Source organism: Paraclostridium sordellii, assembly GCF_000953675.1.
GTDB classification, from domain to species: domain Bacteria; phylum Bacillota; class Clostridia; order Peptostreptococcales; family Peptostreptococcaceae; genus Paraclostridium; species Paraclostridium sordellii.
This window is the reverse complement of sequence record NZ_LN679998.1, coordinates 1,195,950-1,213,796: the sequence shown is the minus strand read 5'-3', so window position 1 is coordinate 1,213,796 and position 17,847 is coordinate 1,195,950. Positions and strand designations below refer to the sequence as shown.

Annotated in this window: 13 protein-coding genes and 2 other annotated features; of the genes, 5 read left to right on the top strand and 8 right to left on the bottom strand. The window is 27.6% G+C overall.

What is annotated here, in order from left to right; genetic code table 11:
• Positions 1-43 precede the first annotated feature (43 nt).
• Positions 44-260, top strand: a binding site (T-box leader).
• 86 nt (positions 261-346) lie between these two features.
• Together ATCC9714_RS05855 and ATCC9714_RS05850 are read left to right on the top strand one after the other, a co-directional pair.
• The gene (locus tag ATCC9714_RS05855; RefSeq protein WP_057544721.1) at positions 347-1,723 is read left to right on the top strand and encodes a YjiH family protein; all 1,377 of its coding nucleotides are present in this window, start codon (positions 347-349) and stop codon (positions 1,721-1,723) included.
• Positions 1,724-1,906: 183 nt separating this feature from the next.
• On the top strand, positions 1,907-4,054 hold the full coding sequence (locus ATCC9714_RS05850; RefSeq protein WP_054630289.1) for a YhgE/Pip domain-containing protein: 2,148 nt from the start codon (positions 1,907-1,909) through the stop codon (positions 4,052-4,054).
• A gap of 29 nt (positions 4,055-4,083) precedes the next feature.
• Here ATCC9714_RS05850 and ATCC9714_RS05845 read toward each other — a convergent pair whose 3' ends face one another.
• Together ATCC9714_RS05845 and asnS are read right to left on the bottom strand one after the other, a co-directional pair.
• Positions 4,084-4,659, bottom strand: a complete 576-nt coding sequence (locus ATCC9714_RS05845; RefSeq protein ID WP_021128387.1) for a DUF3867 domain-containing protein — start codon at positions 4,657-4,659, stop codon at positions 4,084-4,086.
• A gap of 238 nt (positions 4,660-4,897) precedes the next feature.
• On the bottom strand, positions 4,898-6,298 hold the full coding sequence (asnS, locus tag ATCC9714_RS05840) for an asparagine--tRNA ligase (protein ID WP_055329159.1): 1,401 nt from the start codon (positions 6,296-6,298) through the stop codon (positions 4,898-4,900).
• Between the two features lie 53 nt (positions 6,299-6,351).
• Positions 6,352-6,583, bottom strand: a binding site (T-box leader).
• 137 nt (positions 6,584-6,720) lie between these two features.
• On the opposite strand from asnS, the gene ATCC9714_RS05835 reads away from it, so the two are divergent.
• Positions 6,721-7,116, top strand: a complete 396-nt coding sequence (locus ATCC9714_RS05835; protein ID WP_057544720.1) for a hypothetical protein — start codon at positions 6,721-6,723, stop codon at positions 7,114-7,116.
• Between the two features lie 40 nt (positions 7,117-7,156).
• On the opposite strand, the gene ATCC9714_RS05830 is transcribed toward ATCC9714_RS05835, so the two are convergent.
• From ATCC9714_RS05830 to cspBA, 3 genes are read right to left on the bottom strand one after another with little or no spacing between them, the layout of a single operon-like run.
• Positions 7,157-7,348: a CDIF630_02480 family spore surface protein gene (locus ATCC9714_RS05830; protein ID WP_021123880.1), complete on the bottom strand. Its 192-nt coding sequence runs from the start codon at positions 7,346-7,348 to the stop codon at positions 7,157-7,159.
• A 57-nt stretch (positions 7,349-7,405) separates the two neighbouring features.
• A complete protein-coding gene (cspC, locus tag ATCC9714_RS05825; RefSeq protein WP_057544719.1) occupies positions 7,406-9,091 on the bottom strand; it encodes a bile acid germinant receptor pseudoprotease CspC in 1,686 nt (561 codons plus the stop codon).
• A 21-nt stretch (positions 9,092-9,112) separates the two neighbouring features.
• Complete coding sequence (gene cspBA, locus ATCC9714_RS17695) at positions 9,113-12,433, bottom strand: bifunctional germination protease/germinant receptor pseudoprotease CspBA (protein ID WP_261291302.1); 3,321 nt, start codon at positions 12,431-12,433, stop codon at positions 9,113-9,115.
• 122 nt (positions 12,434-12,555) lie between these two features.
• Here cspBA and ATCC9714_RS05815 point away from each other — a divergent pair, with 122 nt between their 5' ends.
• Both ATCC9714_RS05815 and ATCC9714_RS05810 read left to right on the top strand, forming a co-directional pair.
• On the top strand, positions 12,556-13,647 hold the full coding sequence (locus ATCC9714_RS05815; RefSeq protein WP_054630283.1) for an AI-2E family transporter: 1,092 nt from the start codon (positions 12,556-12,558) through the stop codon (positions 13,645-13,647).
• 134 nt (positions 13,648-13,781) lie between these two features.
• A complete protein-coding gene (locus ATCC9714_RS05810; protein WP_081013609.1) occupies positions 13,782-14,447 on the top strand; it encodes a hypothetical protein in 666 nt (221 codons plus the stop codon).
• Between the two features lie 31 nt (positions 14,448-14,478).
• Here ATCC9714_RS05810 and ATCC9714_RS05805 read toward each other — a convergent pair whose 3' ends face one another.
• The 3 genes from ATCC9714_RS05805 to gap form a co-directional block, all read right to left on the bottom strand.
• Positions 14,479-16,047, bottom strand: a complete 1,569-nt coding sequence (locus ATCC9714_RS05805; RefSeq protein ID WP_057544717.1) for a hypothetical protein — start codon at positions 16,045-16,047, stop codon at positions 14,479-14,481.
• Positions 16,048-16,181: 134 nt separating this feature from the next.
• Complete coding sequence (locus tag ATCC9714_RS05800) at positions 16,182-16,622, bottom strand: CBS domain-containing protein (protein ID WP_021128396.1); 441 nt, start codon at positions 16,620-16,622, stop codon at positions 16,182-16,184.
• Positions 16,623-16,779: 157 nt separating this feature from the next.
• Positions 16,780-17,817, bottom strand: a complete 1,038-nt coding sequence (gene gap / locus ATCC9714_RS05795; protein WP_057544716.1) for a type I glyceraldehyde-3-phosphate dehydrogenase — start codon at positions 17,815-17,817, stop codon at positions 16,780-16,782.
• Positions 17,818-17,847: the final 30 nt, after the last annotated feature.

Below are 17,847 nucleotides of genomic sequence, written 5' to 3'. Positions count from 1 at the left end.
ACAATATTGATTTTTTTTATTACCATAAAGTAAATTAAATATTTTAAATTCAGTGAAAAAGAGAGTAACTTAAATGAATTTTATAGAGAGCTAAGGATGGTGGAAGCTTAGCATTGAAATTTAAGTGAAGAGAGCTTTGGAGAATATAGTTTGAAACTAAGTATGACTATAGGTTTTCTCGCCTTAAGAGATTAAGTGGATAGGATTAAAATTTAATTCTATCAACCAGAGTGGTACCGCGGAAATTTTTCGTCTCTTGGCTTTTAGCCAAGGGACTTTTTTAATTTTAAAATATAAATGCATTTATATAAATTATTTTAATTTCATTTAAAGGAGATATTGTTTTATGGAAAAAGATATTAATTTTATTCAAAATAAATCAAGTAGTTTTTTTAAATTTTTAATTCCTTCTTTAATAGGATTGCTTCTATTTGTTATTCCTTTACCTTATGGTAAATTTATTCCAGTTGAAGGTATATCATCAATAAATATAGGAATTGGCTTTTTAGCAGAAATTTTGAAAATTTCTTTTGCTAATTATTTAAATCATATAGCTCTTGTAGTAATTGTGACTTCAGCTATTTTATCTATTTTAAGTAAGTTTATAAATATAAAAAATGAATTTTTAAAAAGTGTTTTAGACGTACCTTTATTTTGGTTAGTTTTTAGAATATTAGGTGCAATATTTATCTCTATGACTGTTTTAAACTTTGGTCCTACTTTTATTAGATCTGAGGTTACTGGTCAAACAATTTTAGGTGTTTTACCTAGCTTATTAGCAATATTTCTTGTTTCTGGATTTTTATTACCTTTAGTTGTTGATTTTGGACTTATGGATTTTGTAGGTACTTTAATCTCTAAATTTATGTATAAGATATTTAAAGTTCCAGGTCGTTCTGCTGTTGATGCAATATCATCTTGGTTGGGAGATGGAACTCTAGGTATAATGATAACTAATACACAATATAAACAAGGATTTTATACAGCAAGAGAAGCTTGTATAATATCAGTTTGCTTCTCTTTAGTTTCATTACCTTTCTCAACTGTAATAGCTGACCAGTTAGGTTTAATGAATTTATTTGTTCCTTTTTATGGTACAGTTTGCGTTGCATCACTTGCTTGTGCAATAATAATGCCTCGTGTATATCCTTTAGCACATATTAAGGATAAAACTTATAATGATGTTGACCACCTTAAAGAAGATATTATCCCTGATGGAGAAAATTTATTTGAATTTGCATTAGGTAAAGCTTTATGTAGAGCAGAAAATGCTCCATCTTTAAATACAATATTAAAAAATGGATTTAAAACTGTAATAGATATGTACTTAGCATTACTTCCATTAGTTATGGCCTGGGGGACTTTAGCTCTTATGGTTGCGGAGTTTACACCATTCTTTAATTGGATTTCATTCCCTATAGTATTTGTACTAAAGCTGTTACAGGTTCCTAATGCTATAGAAGCCGCTCCTGCTGTTTTAGTCGGATTTGCAGATATGTTTTTACCTTCTATAATGGTATCAGGGGATACTTTTGATATTTTAACTAAGTTTATAATAGGTGCTTTATCTATAACTCAACTCCTTTACTTAACAGAAACAGGAGCTGTTATACTTAAGTCTGACATACCACTTAATTTAAAGGACTTATTTTTAGTATTTCTAGTAAGAACTATGATTTCCTTACCTATAATAGTCTTATTAGCTAAATTTATATTAAAATAAATTCATATAGATGGCCATAGTGCCATCTTTTTATTTCTTATATATTAAATACCTTTTGGTTATAATTACTATATATTTTAAATTATATTGTATAAAATTTTTTAATTTTTTATTGACTTTTCAGAGTAAAAACATTATAATTTAAATTCGTTAGAAATCTTACTTTTGGAGGTGAAAATTTTATTGAAAAATATATTTAATATATTTAAAAAGGATATCAAAGATATATTTACTAACTATGCAATACTTATAGTTGTAGGTGCACTTTGTATATTACCATCTTTATATGCATGGTTTAATATAAAAGCTTCTTGGGATCCCTATGGAAATACTAGTAATATATCAGTAGCTATAGTAAATAATGATAAGGGGACTATGATTAAAGATGAGCATATAAACATAGGTGATGAGTTAGTTAAAACTTTAAAAGAAAATGATTCTTTAGGTTGGAAATTTGTAAATAAGCAAACTGCATTAAAAGGTGTTAAAGATGGTAAATATTATGCCTCAATAGAAATACCTAGCAATTTTTCAAAAGATTTAACTTCTCTTATTACTTCAGATGTTAAAAAAGGAGAGTTAATTTACACAGTAAATGAAAAAATAAATGCTATCGCTCCTAAAATTACAGATAAAGGTGCATCTACAATACAACTTCAAATAAATCAAACTGTGGTTGAAACAGTTAGCCAAGTTTTATTTGAAGCTTCTAATGAATTAGGTATAGAACTTGAAGGTCAAATTCCCAAATTATCAGAAATAGAAAATTCTTTAGTTCAAATACAAAGTAAATTTGATGATGTAGAAGAAACTGTAGATTTAGCATCTAATGGAATTAACAAAGCACAAAATTTAGTTAAAGATTTACAAAAGGATATTCCTCTTATAAAAGAAACTATTACTAAGTCTAAGAGTTTATCTTCAGATGTTAAAGAGTTCTTGAAAAGTTCTCAAAGTAGTATAAACGGAATTACTCCAGTTATAAAAAATGATATATCTTTAATGAACGATGTTGCTAGTTCTATTACTGATACTGCAAACTCATTATCTAGTGCATTAAATAATCATTCAGATGATGCTTTGGCAATAGCCGAAAGATTATCTGGTAAGTTAAATAATCTATCAAACATAAATAAATCTGTAATAGAGTTTTTAGGTAAGTTAAATAATCTTACTCCTAATCATCCTTTAACAGATACTATTAATAGATTAAAAGATGTAGATTCAAAGATATCTCAAGGTCTAAGTGCCTTAGACTCTGTTAAAAACCAAATTCAAGGAGGTCAAGCTCCTGCATCTAATGCATTGGATTCTGTTTTAAAAATAGGAAATGATATAAAATCAATAACTTCTTCAATTTATAATAACTTTGATTCTTCAATATCTACACCTATAAATAATATCTTTGAAAAAGGATATTCAGTAAGTGATGATGTAATAAAAACATTAGAAAATGCTGAAGCTAAATTACCTCAAGTTGAGGATATATTAAATACAACTTCTAAATTATCAGCTAAAGGCTCAGAAGGTATTTCTTATGCTAAAGAGCAGTTACCAAAAGCTGAAAAAATAGTAAATGAACTTACAGATGCTATAAAGAAAGTAAATAATGAAGATGATTTAAAAGATCTTGTAAATTTATTAAAAAATGATATAGTATCACATAAGAATTTCTTAAAAGAACCTGTTACAATTAAAGAGAATAAATTATACCACATAGCAAACTATGGTTCTGCAATGACACCATTTTATACAGTTTTATCTTTATGGGTTGGTTTACTTTTATTATCGTCTCTTTTATCAGCAGAAGTTCATGGAGATTATAAGTCTTATGAAGTATACTTTGGTAGAGGGCTTACATTCCTTACTATCGCTATTATACAAGCACTAATAGTAAGTGTAGGTGATATATACATACTTGGAGTTAATGCAGTAAATCCGCCATTACTTGTATTAGGTTCAATTTTTACAAGTATTGTATTTACTTGTATAGTATACTCTCTTGTATCTGTATTTGGAAATATGGGTAAAGCTGTAGGAATAATACTTTTAGTAATACAAGTTGCTGGTTCTGGAGGTACTTTCCCTATAGAAGTTACACCAGAGTTTTTCCAAACTGTAAATCCATATTTACCATTCACTTATGGAATATCTCTTTTAAGAGAATCTATTGGTGGAGTTTATTCACCTGTTGTAAACAAAGATTTATTAGTATTATGTCTATATATAGTTATATCATTAATATTTGCCCTTCCACTTAAAAAGCCTATAAATAAAGTTTATAGTGTATTTAACAAGAAGTTTGGCGAAAGTGATCTTTCAGAGCACTAAAAAAGAGATAGGAAAAATCCTATCTCTTTTTAATACTCATAACTAGTTGTATTTTCACACATAGTTATATTTATAGTCTTGTTTAATACTTTTTTATATGATAATAAAAATTCATTTAACTGAGCATCTATTAAATTTATCTTTCCTTTACTTATTAAGACTACATTTTCTTGATCCATTATTATTTTAATATCGTTATGATCATTTTTGATATACGCTTCTACAGATGCCTTTGGTTTTATTTGTTCGCTGTATTTTTCATAAAATCCTATACTTTTTTTTATGTCTTCAAAATTAGAATTATTAATGTCTTCAAAATTAATATTTTCAGGATCTATTCCAAAATTTTTTAATTGAGTATCTATTTCTGCAGAATCCATTCCATATCTTTCCATAAATTTCTTTTGTATATTTAAAAACTTTTCTTGTGATATATTATTTTCTTTCATATAATCCATTATTTTTTTAGAAAATTCAACCATGCTTAAATTACCTGACATTACTGAATTGTATAAGCTATATATATATTGTTCAAATTTATCTACGTCTGAATCTTTGACTTTATTTTTTAATTCATTAAAATCTATTATTCTATCATCTGACATTTCTCTACCTCCTGATTAACCATCACTTTAAATCTTATTACTATTATATTCTAATAAGGTTTTAATGTCTACTATATGAAATCTATAGTATATTTTATTAAAAAATACTTTATGTGTTTATTTTTTATAATAAATTTTTTGCGTTATTATAAATAATTTATAATCATTTGTTTTTATATAGTTTTTATTCCTTAAAAAAATAAACGAGATTTCTCTCGTTTATTTTATATATTAAATACTAGAATTCTGCATTTTTTGGAGTTCTTGGGAATGGTATTACGTCTCTTATATTTGCCATACCAGTCATATACATTATGATTCTTTCAAATCCTAATCCAAATCCTGAGTGAGTAGCTGTTCCGAACTTTCTAAGTTCTAAATACCACCAATAATCCTCTTCGTTAAGATTCATTTCTTTTATTCTCTCTAACAATACATCGTGTCTTTCTTCTCTTTGAGATCCACCAACGATTTCTCCAACACCTGGAACTAAAAGATCCATAGCTCTTACTGTTTTTCCATCTTCATTCATTCTCATATAGAACGCTTTTATATCCTTTGGATAATCAGTAACAAATACTGGTGCTTTGAATACTTGCTCTGTTAAATATCTTTCATGTTCTGTTTGAAGGTCATCTCCCCATTGTACTGGGTATTCAAAATCATGTCCTGACTCTTGTAACATTTCAACAGCTTTAGTGTAAGTTATTCTTGTAAATTCAGAATTTACAACATTGTTTAATCTATCCATTAATCCTTTATCTACAAAACTATTGAAGAACTCCATTTCTTCTGGAGCATTTTCCATAACATAACTTATTACATATTTTATCATGTCTTCTGCTAGTTCCATGTTGTCTTCTAAGTCTGCAAATACTATTTCAGGTTCTATCATCCAAAACTCTGATGCATGTCTTTGTGTAAATGAGTTTTCAGCTCTAAACGTAGGTCCAAATGTATAAACATTTCTAAATGCAAGAGCCATTATCTCAGCATTTAATTGTCCACTAACTGTTAAGTTAGCCTCTTTACCAAAGAAGTCTTTAGAGTAATCTATTGCACCTTCTTCAGTTTTAGGTATGTTATTTAAATCCATAGTTGTTAGTCTAAACATTTCTCCTGCACCTTCACAGTCACTTCCTGTTATGATTGGTGAATGTGCATATACAAAGTTTCTCTCTTGGAAGAATTTATGTATAGCATATGCAGCTAAACTTCTTACTCTAAATACTGCAGAGAAAGTATTACTTCTTGGTCTTAAATGAGCTATAGTTCTTAAGTACTCTAAAGTATGTCTTTTCTTTTGAAGTGGATATGAACTATCTGACTCCCCTTCTACTTCAATTTTAGTTGCTTGTATTTCTACCGGTTGTTTAGCACCTTCTGTAGATACTAATTCCCCTTCTACTAATATTGATGAACTTATTGGAAGTTTAGTTATTTCTTTGAAATTTTCTAATTTATCTTCAGATATTACTATTTGCATATTTTTAAAGAAACTTCCATCATTTAATTCTATAAATCCAAAGTTCTTAGATGATCTAGATGTTCTTATCCATCCAGCTACTTTTACAGTTTTTCCGATATATTCTTCTTTGTTTCTATAAAGTTGTTTAATTTCAATAAATTCTCTTTGCATTTTGTATCCTCCTATTATTTTAATTTTAAATATAAAAAAAGCCCTTCATCCCTAAAAGGGACGAAAGACTATTACTCTCGCGGTACCACCCTAATTGCCTAAAAGGCCACTTAGCTAAGCTTTGCTTAATGGTCTGTAACGGGACCTCCCGTCTAAGCCTACTCTAAAATTATTTCGGTTAGAGACTCCGAGATGTTCTTCAGTACAAACTTCGTATTGAGCTTTCACCACCCTCAATTCGCTGTGACTACATTTTATACTTACTCTTCTCTTCATTGTCTTTATTTTTTTACTATTTCCATTATTTAATAAGATTATACCAACATATATTTTTGAAGTCAACGTTTTATTTTTTTATTTTTACTAATACATGTTTAATAAAATTTTATTTATCAATAATCATTATATAGGAGGTGTTGAATTTGAAATATGTTTTAATTTTTTTATTAATATTATTTTTTATTGCTCCAAGTGTAGATGAAGCTAAGTCCATACCTCAGGTTTTAAAAGCCGGTGTATATAATTATATAACTTGTTTAGATAAGTCTGTTGATTATTTATCTGAAAATTATCCTGTTTTTAATCAGCTCACTGAACTTCCTTATAAAAAATCTTATACTAAGGTTATGAAAAATAGAACTTTTGTAAAACACTTTGTTGAATCTGGGGAAACACTAGATGATATAATTAAAATCTATAATAAAGATATTGATAATATAGAAAATTTTAGAAAGGTTGTGTATAAGGAAAATTCTAATGTTATATCTGATGATTATAAATTAAAATCAGGAGAATATATCCTTATTCCAAGTGAATAAATAAAAGTAGTATGCTTTTATAAAAAGCATACTACTTTTATTATAATCTACTTCCATTATCTACCCAATCTTTAGCTTCCTCTACATTAGTTAAAGGAGGTATTGATACTTTACTTTCTTTTTTTAAATGTTCTGTTCCTGCCCAAGCTGCAGTAGCCTCATTCGTAATTGGTCTGTGGGCTTTCAGCCTTTTATTATTTTCTCCACTTAATGCTTTACTTTTATTATTCAAACTAATCACCTCTTTTCTTTAGTATTAGTTTTTACATTATGCTTGATAAAATTCATATTATTCAAAGTTATTTGCAATAGCAATAATAGTATCTTTTAGATTTAAAATTCCATATCCTTGAGATATATTAGGGTATTCATATATATCTTTTTTAGTTGCTCCAAGCATTAAATAAGTCTTTAGTTGTTGTGTATACAAAACTTCTTTATAAAATGCATTTTGTTCTCTTATATATTGAACAATTAAAGCTATTACTCCACTAACAATAGATGAACTAACACCCGTACCTGTAGATGTATTATACTCACCATCTATATATGGAGATATGATATCAATTCCAGGAGCTACAATATCTGGCTTTATTCCTTTTTGTTTTACTGGTCCTTTTGATGATCCAATCCATATACTGTCAGTTTTGTCATTATAAGCGCCTATTGTTATTACCTTTTCTGTAGCAGCATACATGGTTATTGTCGATGTAGATGCCGGGTCAGAAAATCTAGTTTGACTTGATATTAAATTTTTATTAGGTAAATATACATCATAAGATCCATTTAGTATAAATTCAGGTATTAACCTTAGAGTCCATATCCCTGGCTTTATGTTAAATAAATTTATAGTTAATTCTTGATGAGCTGATTCTAACCAAGGGTAAATAAGTCTCATTTCATAATCTGTATCTTCTAAATTAAACTTTCCCCTATAAACATAATAATCAGGAGAATACATAATTTGATAGCTTAATTCTCCTGATGGTGATATAATCGATGCTCCTATTTTATCCGGTCCAATATTTGTTAATGTAATATCTAAATTTTTTTGTTGTCCTACTTGTATTATTATATCTTGGAATCCATTATTAACTGAAAAATTTCCTTCATAATGTATATCTGTGTTACCTTCATTTCCAGCACCACTTATAAATATTACACCTGCTTCATTAATTTCTCTAAATGTTTCTAGTAATGTAAGTTCTATTATTGATTTTGCAGCTAAACCTATAGTAAAATTTATTATTAAAAATTTATCTTCTCTTTTAGCTACATCTAAAACGTAACTTATGGCAGATAAAAAATCAGATTTTTGATAATTTATTCTTCCTTCAGTATAGGTATCTTTATATTCTCTTAGCTTAACAACTACTAACTCGCTATCAACTGCTACTCCTTTATATTGAGAGTTTAACCGTCCATTACCAGATGAAATACCTGCTGCAATAGTTCCTGTACCTATATTATCTACACTTAAAGTTTTGTCATTTTCCATTATAGCTGTATTTATATCTTCACGTGTAAACTCACTTCCAAATATAAATCCTTTAGGAGGTTGCTTTTTATTGCTTTCTTGATCCCATATAGATACAATCTTACTAGTATTATTTTCATTTATAAAGTCAGGATGTAGATAATCTATACCTGAATCTATAATAGCTATTAAAACTTCTTTTCCAGTTGTTGTTATATATGGATTTTTATATATATAATCGGTACCTGCAGAATCTGTTATACTAACTCCAGTAGTCATATTATTTGTAACTTCAATTAATGAGCTCATTGGCATTGACCTTTGCCACCAAGCTACTGTCTCTATAGTAGTTAAAATTTCTTCTCTAAAATTAATTGGAACATATATAGCCAATAGCTGATTATTTATTATTACGTATCTCTCTATTCCATTGCTTTTTAAATCCTTTTCTACATCCTCTATCTTTCCTTGATAAATTATAAGGTAGGATTTTTCCAAAACAAAATTCCCCCTCTTTAATTATTTTAATTGATTAAAAGCGCCTCTCATATCTAAAAATCCATAACCATAACTTTCATTTGGATAGCTTATATCCTGATTTCTATTTGCTCCAGCTTCTATAAAAGTCCTAACCATAGTTGCAAATGCTTTTTGAGGATAATATTTATCTCCTAATGTGTATTGAAAGTATAAAGCTATTGCTCCTGAAACATGAGCTGCTGCTGGAGCTGTTCCAGTAATTGTTGCATAAGTATTTCCTGGATATGTCGATATAATATTTACTCCAGGGGCAACTATATCAGGTTTTAGCAATCCAGTTATAGTAGGTCCTCTTGATGAAGGAGGCCATATACTTCTATCAATTATATTGTATGCTCCTGCTGAAATTACATAATTATATGTTGCTGGATAGTTTATAGTTTGTGATGGAGTTGAATCTCTAAATTTAGTCCCAGAATTAATTAATGCTTTATTTGGTAAATACGCATTAAAAATTCCATTAGTTATATATTCTCCTTTTAATCTAATTTTCCAAATTCCTTTACTTGCATTTCTTAACATTATATTTACTTGCTGTTGCCCAGAGTAAGAGGTAGGATATATATATGTTATTACATACCATGTAGCTTCTAAATCAAATAATCCCGATATTTCGTTGTAATTAGAAACCTTAATAAACTTACTTTCTTCCCCACTAGGTGAAACTACAGCAACACTAACTTTATCTGGCCTACTTACCCAAATATTTATTTCTAATAATTTTTCATTTTCTAAAATTTCCAATTCTATATCTTTTTGTGCTCCTGTAAATTCAACTTTTCCTGTTGAATGAGTTTGAGTATTTCCTTCATTACCCGCTGCTGCAACTAAAGCTAGACCTCTTGTAAATAGTGGTTGTTCATATATTATACTTTGTGTAGCACCTGTTAAACTATTACTTCCTAATGAAAAATTTATTACTATAGGCATATTCATATCAACTGCTTTTTCAACTGCATATCTAACACCTGCCTCTACCAAAGTAGAATTGTAGTTTCCATCTATTTTTTTTAATTTAACAATTATAAGTTCTGATTCAGGTGCTACCCCTAAGTATTCTTTATTTATATTGCCAAGCCCTGAACATATTCCACTTAGCATAGTCCCATTTCCTTCTTCATCCTTTGATAAAGTAGAATCATTACTTCCTATAGCTTTATTTATGTCTTCTCTAGTATATTCAGTTCCAATTTCATACCCATTTGGAGGCTTACCATCTTTTGTTTGGTCCCATAAAAAAACAATTTTAGAAGTTTTGTCTGGGTATATAAAATCTTCATGTAAGTAATCTATACCTGAGTCTATAATAGCTATTAAAACCCCTCTTCCTGTTATTGGAACATTGGAGTTATTTTGTAAAAAATTTGCTCCTATTTCTTCTCTAGCCACAACACCATTTTCTACTCCTCTATTTATTACTCCCAATTGATTCATAACAATACTCAAATCAATCTTTTTTATAGATTTAATTGATGCTAATTTGTTAAATTTTGTTTTATCACTTACAGGAAGGATTAGTATTCCAGTATCGTAACTTATTGGATAAAACTGATAATTTAAATTGTTTGCAGCAAGTTCTTCTTTGAAATTTGGGCTATGACTTATTTGGTATTTAATTACTAAGTCTTCAGGTATAGCAAGTCTAGTATTTTTTACTTTTTTTTTTACTTTTTTTCTATAAAGCAAATCATATCCTTGGTTAACTTGAGATATATCTACTAAATTTACATTTGACATATCTAATATTCCAAAACCCATAGAATTATTTGGATAAGTATATAAAGGGTTTCGCCTTGCTTCTTTTATTAAAAATGCTCTTATTTTTTGAGAGTAAAAAAATAAATCATTTCTATTTACTATTCCCCATTCCATTAAAAGAGCTACTACTCCCGTAACATGAGGAGTTGCCATACTGGTTCCAGTAAGCGCTCCTACACTTCCTCCTGGGAGAACTGATAGTATATCTTCGCCTGGAGCTAATAAATCCGGCTTAAAGACATTTTCTTCTATATCTCCTTCCCCTGAAAATATAGATACTGTATCAGTTCTAGAATTAAAACTTCCAACAGTTATAACTTTACTCGCTGTTCCAGGAACTGTCACAGTAAGATTTTTACTTGATGCTAAAAATCTTGTATCTTTACTTATTCCTTCAGAAGTAGGTAAATATATATTTACATTTCCCATTACTATTTTGATAGGAGTAAAAACTAATTTCCATATTCCTGAGTTAATATTAATATTTGAGCTTAACTGAATTGTAATTCTTCTTACAAGAGAAAATGGCGATATTGGATAAAAATATCCTCTTACCCTAGTACTACCAAGTACATTTCTAATTTCTCCAGAGGTCAACGATATCTCCTGACTTTTTACATTTGATGGGTTTACTATATGAACACTAAAATCATCAACAAAGTCTGGCCATATATTTACATTTAATATTTTTTCATTCTCCCCAACTACAAACTCAACTTCAACCTCATTATCACCTAATTTTATATTTTTATGTCCATCTTTATCTGCATTGTTACCTGCTGCCACGATAATATTATTCTTCCAAAATGAACACATATCATCAATATATTGTTCAAATAACGATAACCCTCTATGTGACCCTTCATTACTTCCATAACTGATATTTATAGCTACTGGCATCTTTAATTCTAAAGCTTTATCTAATATAAATTTAATTGCTCTCATAAATTCAGTACTTTTTGAAAAAACATCAGTAACTGTACTTCCTACCCTTACAAAGATTATATTGGCATCACTTGCAATTTGGCATGCTATTCCAGTTACATGAGTTCCATGAGTACTTGTTGGAGATATAGGAATGTTAATTTCATTTTTTATAGCTTTGTTTATGTCTTCATTTGTATATAATGTTCCATCTTTAAATCCTTCTGGTGGATTTCCATTTATCGATTGATCCCAGTAATATAGTATTTTTGAATTTCCTTGACTATCTCTAAACTCTTCTAAGGTATAATCTATTCCTGAATCTATTATACCTATTATAGTCCCTTTTCCAGTTAATCTATTTGTACTTTTAAACCTAGTTATTCCTGTTCTTGAAAAACTTTGTATATCTTGTGTATTTAATATAAATGGTTTTTCTACATATTCTATTTGAGGATAATTAAGTAGCATATCAATGTTTTCAACATTTTGAGATGTTATTATAGCATAATTGTAACCAAGTAGTTCTACAGATACACCTAATTCTGTTGTAAGTGCTAATATATCTCCATTATATCTAACAATTACTTCATACTCTATAAGATCACCTCCTATCAAAATTTACAATTATATAAACTTACTTAATATTTATTTTCATTAATATATATATTCATAATGTTTTTATTGTATAATAAATATATTAATTTAATTTTTTTAGTCTAGTGGAAGGGGTGTTCTCTTTGAGAGATAAAAAAATTTATTTAAATGTAGTTTTAACTGTGGCAGTTTCTTATATAATTATAAAATTAATAGATAATTATAAATACTTTTTTAATACTGTCGAGCTGTTAATATCATTACTTACACCATTTATATTGGCTTTTGTTTTAGCTTATATATTTATACCTGTAGTAAATTTTTTAGAAAACAAACTTAAATTTAAACGGGTTTATGCTCTGTTTCTAACCTATGGTGTTTTAATATTTTTAATAGGTTCTTTTATATTTTTTACTGTACCAATAGTTGTAAGTAGTGTTGCAGATATAGTTAGTGAATTTCCACTGTATGCTAGTAAAACTCAACACTTTTTTTCTCAAATTGGAGATAGTTTAAAAAATGTTGATCCTAAAACATTAAAAGAAGTAGGAAATAAAGTTTTTTCTGCCATGCCTCAAATAAGCAACTTACTTATTGGATCTTTGGGAGAAATATTCTCTACAACTTTTTCAATCTCCAAATTTATAGTACAATTTGTTTTATCTTTTATAATTTGCTTTTATATAATTCTTGAAAAAGAAAAATTCTTTTCTTTTTATAAAAAAGTTTTATTTATATCTGTTGGTAAAAAAAGAACTGAATTTATACTTAATCTTGGACATACAATAAATGAAAATATAGGTAAATATTTTGCAGGTAAAGTTTTAGACTCCTGTATAGTTGGGATAATATCAAGTATAGGACTTTATTTTATAGGTTCTCAATATGCATTGTTATTTGGAATTTTAATAACTTTTATGAATATGATACCTTACTTTGGTCCAGTAATAGGAATGACACCTGTTGTAATTATAAATTTATTTTATAGTCCAAGTATAGCATTATTCTCTTTAATATATCTAATCCTCGTTCAACAAGTTGAAATAGCTTTTATTGAACCTAATATTGTCGGCGGTCAATTAGGTCTTAGTCCTTTTTTCACAATATTAGCAGTTACTATCGGAGGAGGATTTTTTGGAATACCAGGTATGATATTATCAGCTCCTTTTATGGGAGTTATAAAAATATATTTAAGTGAATTTGTAAATAAAAAATATAATTCTATAAAGGATTAAGCATGCAAAATAGCATGCTTTTTTGTTTACAATTTAGTAACCTTAGGTAACAAGGGTGTAACTGTTATAATATATATAGTTTATGGTAATATTTAAATATAGAAATAATAAATATGTGAAAAGAGGTAATGACCATGAAAAGATTAGTTCCTGTTTTATTTGTATTATCTGGTGTTTTATTTGTTAGCAATCCAATTTTAAAATCTTCATTTGCTAACAATGATTCAAATTCAAATAATTCAATTTTAATAAATTCTACTAAAGATTTAAATAATGATAAATCAAAGGAATCTTTAGAGCCTGTAAATTCTGTTGAAAATACAATAAGTAAAAATAATAATTCAAGTCAAAGTAATGAAATAAAAGAAGCTAGCAATAATAATATACATAATGAAAATAAACCTAATAAAGAAATTAAACAAGAAAGTAACATAAATAAAAATTTAAATAACGATATAAAACCAAAAGAAAATCTAAGCGAAAATTTAGATACTGATATTACAAATCAACAAAATAAGGAGAATGAGGTCACTAATAAAGAAAATCCTTCAAATGAAAATAGTATTACAGTTAAATCACTAACAATGGAAGATGCATTAAAATTATTAAATGAAATGAATCCTAATTTAACATATGAATATAAAGGTGATGAAAATACATTTACAACATTAAAAGATAAAGGTCTATCTGGATATGTTTTCCTACCTAATATAGATACTGATTTAGGATATTTTGTAGATAAAAATACATCTAGTATATATTATTTCCATCCTAGTGGCTATCTTGAAAAAATAAAATAAAAAAAATCCTGAGAAATTCCTCAGGATTTTTTTATTCAGTTTTGTTATCAAGTTTTATTTTTGATATTTTGACTGTTTTGCTATTTTTACTAGACCCATTTGATGAATTAGCAACAACATATATATCAACATCTATATCTTCATCTTTATTCATAGGTATACTTATATTATTCTTACTTATTCCATGTTGATATAGAACATATCCTCCATCTGGAGTTTTTATATTATCCTTAATATAAACACTATACGTGCAGTCAAATTTATCTAACTTATCCCATGATAGATTTATTTCATTTTCATCATTTATATCTGCTTGTAAATTTTCAACTTGATAATCTTCTATATTATCTGGTTTTTTATCTGGTTCTCCAAATTCTTCTCTTACTTTCACAACATTACTTCTTTGAGTATGCTTTCCATTGCTATTACCAACTACATATATATCCAAGCTTAAATTTTTCATATCTTTTAAGCTTAATGATATTGTAGCACTTATTTTCTTATCTTTACCTATATCTGATTTATTAACCTTAATTGACTCAAATAAATTAAAGTCTTTATCTCCTAAAGAGTTATTTTTTAGATATATTTCATAATCTAATATATCATCTAAATAATCCCAAGTTAAAGTAATCTCTAGGTTATCTCCAACAACTTTAGACTTAGCCTCTAGATTTTCAACTTTTTGAGATTCTACATCCTCTTTTAAAACATTTACTGTTACTATTTTTGTCTTTCCTCCACAAGCAATCTTAACCTTTTCTGTTCCTTCTCGTATACCTTTAATAGTTCCATCAGTAGTTGATAGACTTATAGCCCTTTCTATTGGCATTTTAAATCCTAATAATTCATATGTTATTTTTGGATGTTTTAAATTCTTAGGCACAGTTTCCACATTGGCATCAATATTTTTTTCTTCATTTACTCTTATGTTTATATTGTCATTAGCATATATGTCTGATACTCTAGCTTGGATATTAAAAGTATATTCTTTAACTTTATCACCTGCATTTATATATAATTTAGATGTTCCTACGCCTATAGCTTTTAAGGTATCTCCTTCTATCTGAAGTACATTATCATTTGATATTTCATATGTACATTTCTCTTTTTCCTTAAAATTAAAATCAACATCTACATTTACATTTATAGGTGAACTATCTCCTACGTATTTAAGTTGATTTATTTCAACATCTAAATTTTCAACTTTTGGTTTTACAACTCTTACAGTTGTTTTCCTAATTGCCCTTCCATCTTTGGTTATCATAAGTGCTGAATATCCTTCTTTTACTCCTTTTATAGTATCTCCATCGATGGATAATACATCTGGATCAGAAGCTTTAAATCCAATTTTAGGCTTTGATGCATATGGTGGTATAACTATATATTTACCACTATTTACTTTTATAGACTCTCCTAATTTAATTACATATTCGTCTATATTTTGAATATAGTCTCCTTTTGATATTGTTAGTTCTATACCCTTTACTAGTGGACTTATAATTCCATATTTGAAAAGAAAATACTGGCTTATAAATATAGTCAATACAGTTATAACAATAATATAAATTCTATTTTTTTTCTCCCTCCAAAAATTCATAAAGCCACTTCCTTGTTAGTATAAAGGACTGTCTCTATATGACAGCCCCTTATTTTAAATTTCTTATTAAAATTATATACCATAATCAATGATTTTAAAACTATTTAGTCTTATTTTCTATATTTTATTAAGTTTTAGCTTATTTTTAATGATTTTTCTAAATTTAACTTCTCATTAAAGTAAGCTATAATATCACTTCGCTTAATAATGCCTATAAATATATTTTGATCATCAACTACAGGAATAAAATTTTGATTTGTAGCTAAGGTTATTAAATTCTCCATGTTAGAGTTTGCTGATACAGTCTTATAATCATTATATTTGTCTATATCTTTAATAGTTAAAGTTTCTATAACCTCTACTTTATCTCCTCTTTTTTTATTTTCATAATTTGACTTTATCTTCCAGAGTAAATCTCCTTCTGTTATAGTAAATTCATATTGGCCTTTTTCATTTATAACTGGTATAGATGTATAGTCATTATTTTCAATTTTATCAATAGCTTCCTTTATCGTGTAATAGTCATATAAATATTCAACTTCACTTTTAGGCGTAATAAAAAATAGTATATTCATATATTTTCCCTCCATTTTGCCTAATCATATTCTTCATATAAAATTATACATAACCTAGATGAATAATATATGAAATTTTAATAAAATCAACTTATTTTTATATGTAAAATTTAAAAGCCCACAGTAATTTTACTGTGAGCTTTATAAACTAATTAATTTATGCACTAACTTTATTTGAAACTAAAAGTTCTTTTGCAACATATGCAACTAAGTCTACCGTTCTACATGAATATCCCCATTCATTATCATACCAAGCAACTACTTTAACTAAGTTACCATTGTTAACCATAGTTGATAGCCCATCAACTATAGAAGAGTCTGATGTTTGTTTATAATCTACTGATACAAGAGGTAATTCTGAGTATCCTAAAATTCCATTTAGTTCTCTTTGTGAGGCTTTTTCAAATGCATTATTTATTTCTTCTACCGTAACATCTCTACTAAGTTCACAAACTAAATCTACCATAGAAACACTAGGTGTTGGAACCCTAACTGCAAAACCATTTAATTTTCCTTCTAAGTCTGGTAAAACTTTTGCAACAGCTTTAGCTGCACCTGTTGTTGTTGGTATCATTGAAACACCTGCACTTCTTGCTCTTCTTAAATCTTTATGAGTTTTATCTAGTATTTGTTGATCATTAGTATATGCATGTATAGTTGTCATTAACCCTTTTTCTATACCAAATTCTTCATCTAGTACTTTAACTACTGGTGCAATACAGTTTGTAGTACAAGAAGCATTAGATATTATATGATGTATACTATTGTCATATTCATTTTCATTTACTCCCATTACAATAGTCTTGTCTTCATTTTTTCCTGGTGCAGTTATTATAACTTTTTTAGCACCAGCTTTTATATGCTTTTGTGCATCTTCTCTTTTAGTAAATTTACCTGTAGATTCTATAACTATATCCACATCTAATTCATTCCAAGGTAAATTTTCAGGATTATTTTCTTTTAATACTTTTATTTTTCTATCATTTATAACTATATTATCATTATCATCTACTTCTACTTTTCCTCTAAATATACCGTATGAAGAATCGTAAGTAAACAAATGAGCTAATGTTTTTGCATCGCTTCTAGCATTTATGGCAACTATTTCAAAATTATCAAATCCATTTTCTTCAACTATTCTTAAAACCATTCTTCCTATTCTTCCAAATCCATTTATTGCAACTCTTGTTTTCATTTTGAGTCCTCCTAGTTATATATATCAATT

Excerpts from the sequence above, each read along its gene's own strand:
- ATCC9714_RS05855 (WP_057544721.1), top strand. The coding sequence starts at position 347 with ATGGAAAAAGATATTAATTTTATTCAAAATAAATCAAGTAGTTTTTTT.
- ATCC9714_RS05845 (WP_021128387.1), bottom strand. The coding sequence starts at position 4,659 with ATGTCAGATGATAGAATAATAGATTTTAATGAATTAAAAAATAAAGTC.
- asnS (WP_055329159.1), bottom strand. The coding sequence starts at position 6,298 with ATGCAAAGAGAATTTATTGAAATTAAACAACTTTATAGAAACAAAGAA.
- ATCC9714_RS05810 (WP_081013609.1), top strand. The coding sequence starts at position 13,782 with ATGAAAAGATTAGTTCCTGTTTTATTTGTATTATCTGGTGTTTTATTT.
- ATCC9714_RS05805 (WP_057544717.1), bottom strand. The coding sequence starts at position 16,047 with ATGAATTTTTGGAGGGAGAAAAAAAATAGAATTTATATTATTGTTATA.
- ATCC9714_RS05800 (WP_021128396.1), bottom strand. The coding sequence starts at position 16,622 with ATGAATATACTATTTTTTATTACGCCTAAAAGTGAAGTTGAATATTTA.
- gap (WP_057544716.1), bottom strand. The coding sequence starts at position 17,817 with ATGAAAACAAGAGTTGCAATAAATGGATTTGGAAGAATAGGAAGAATG.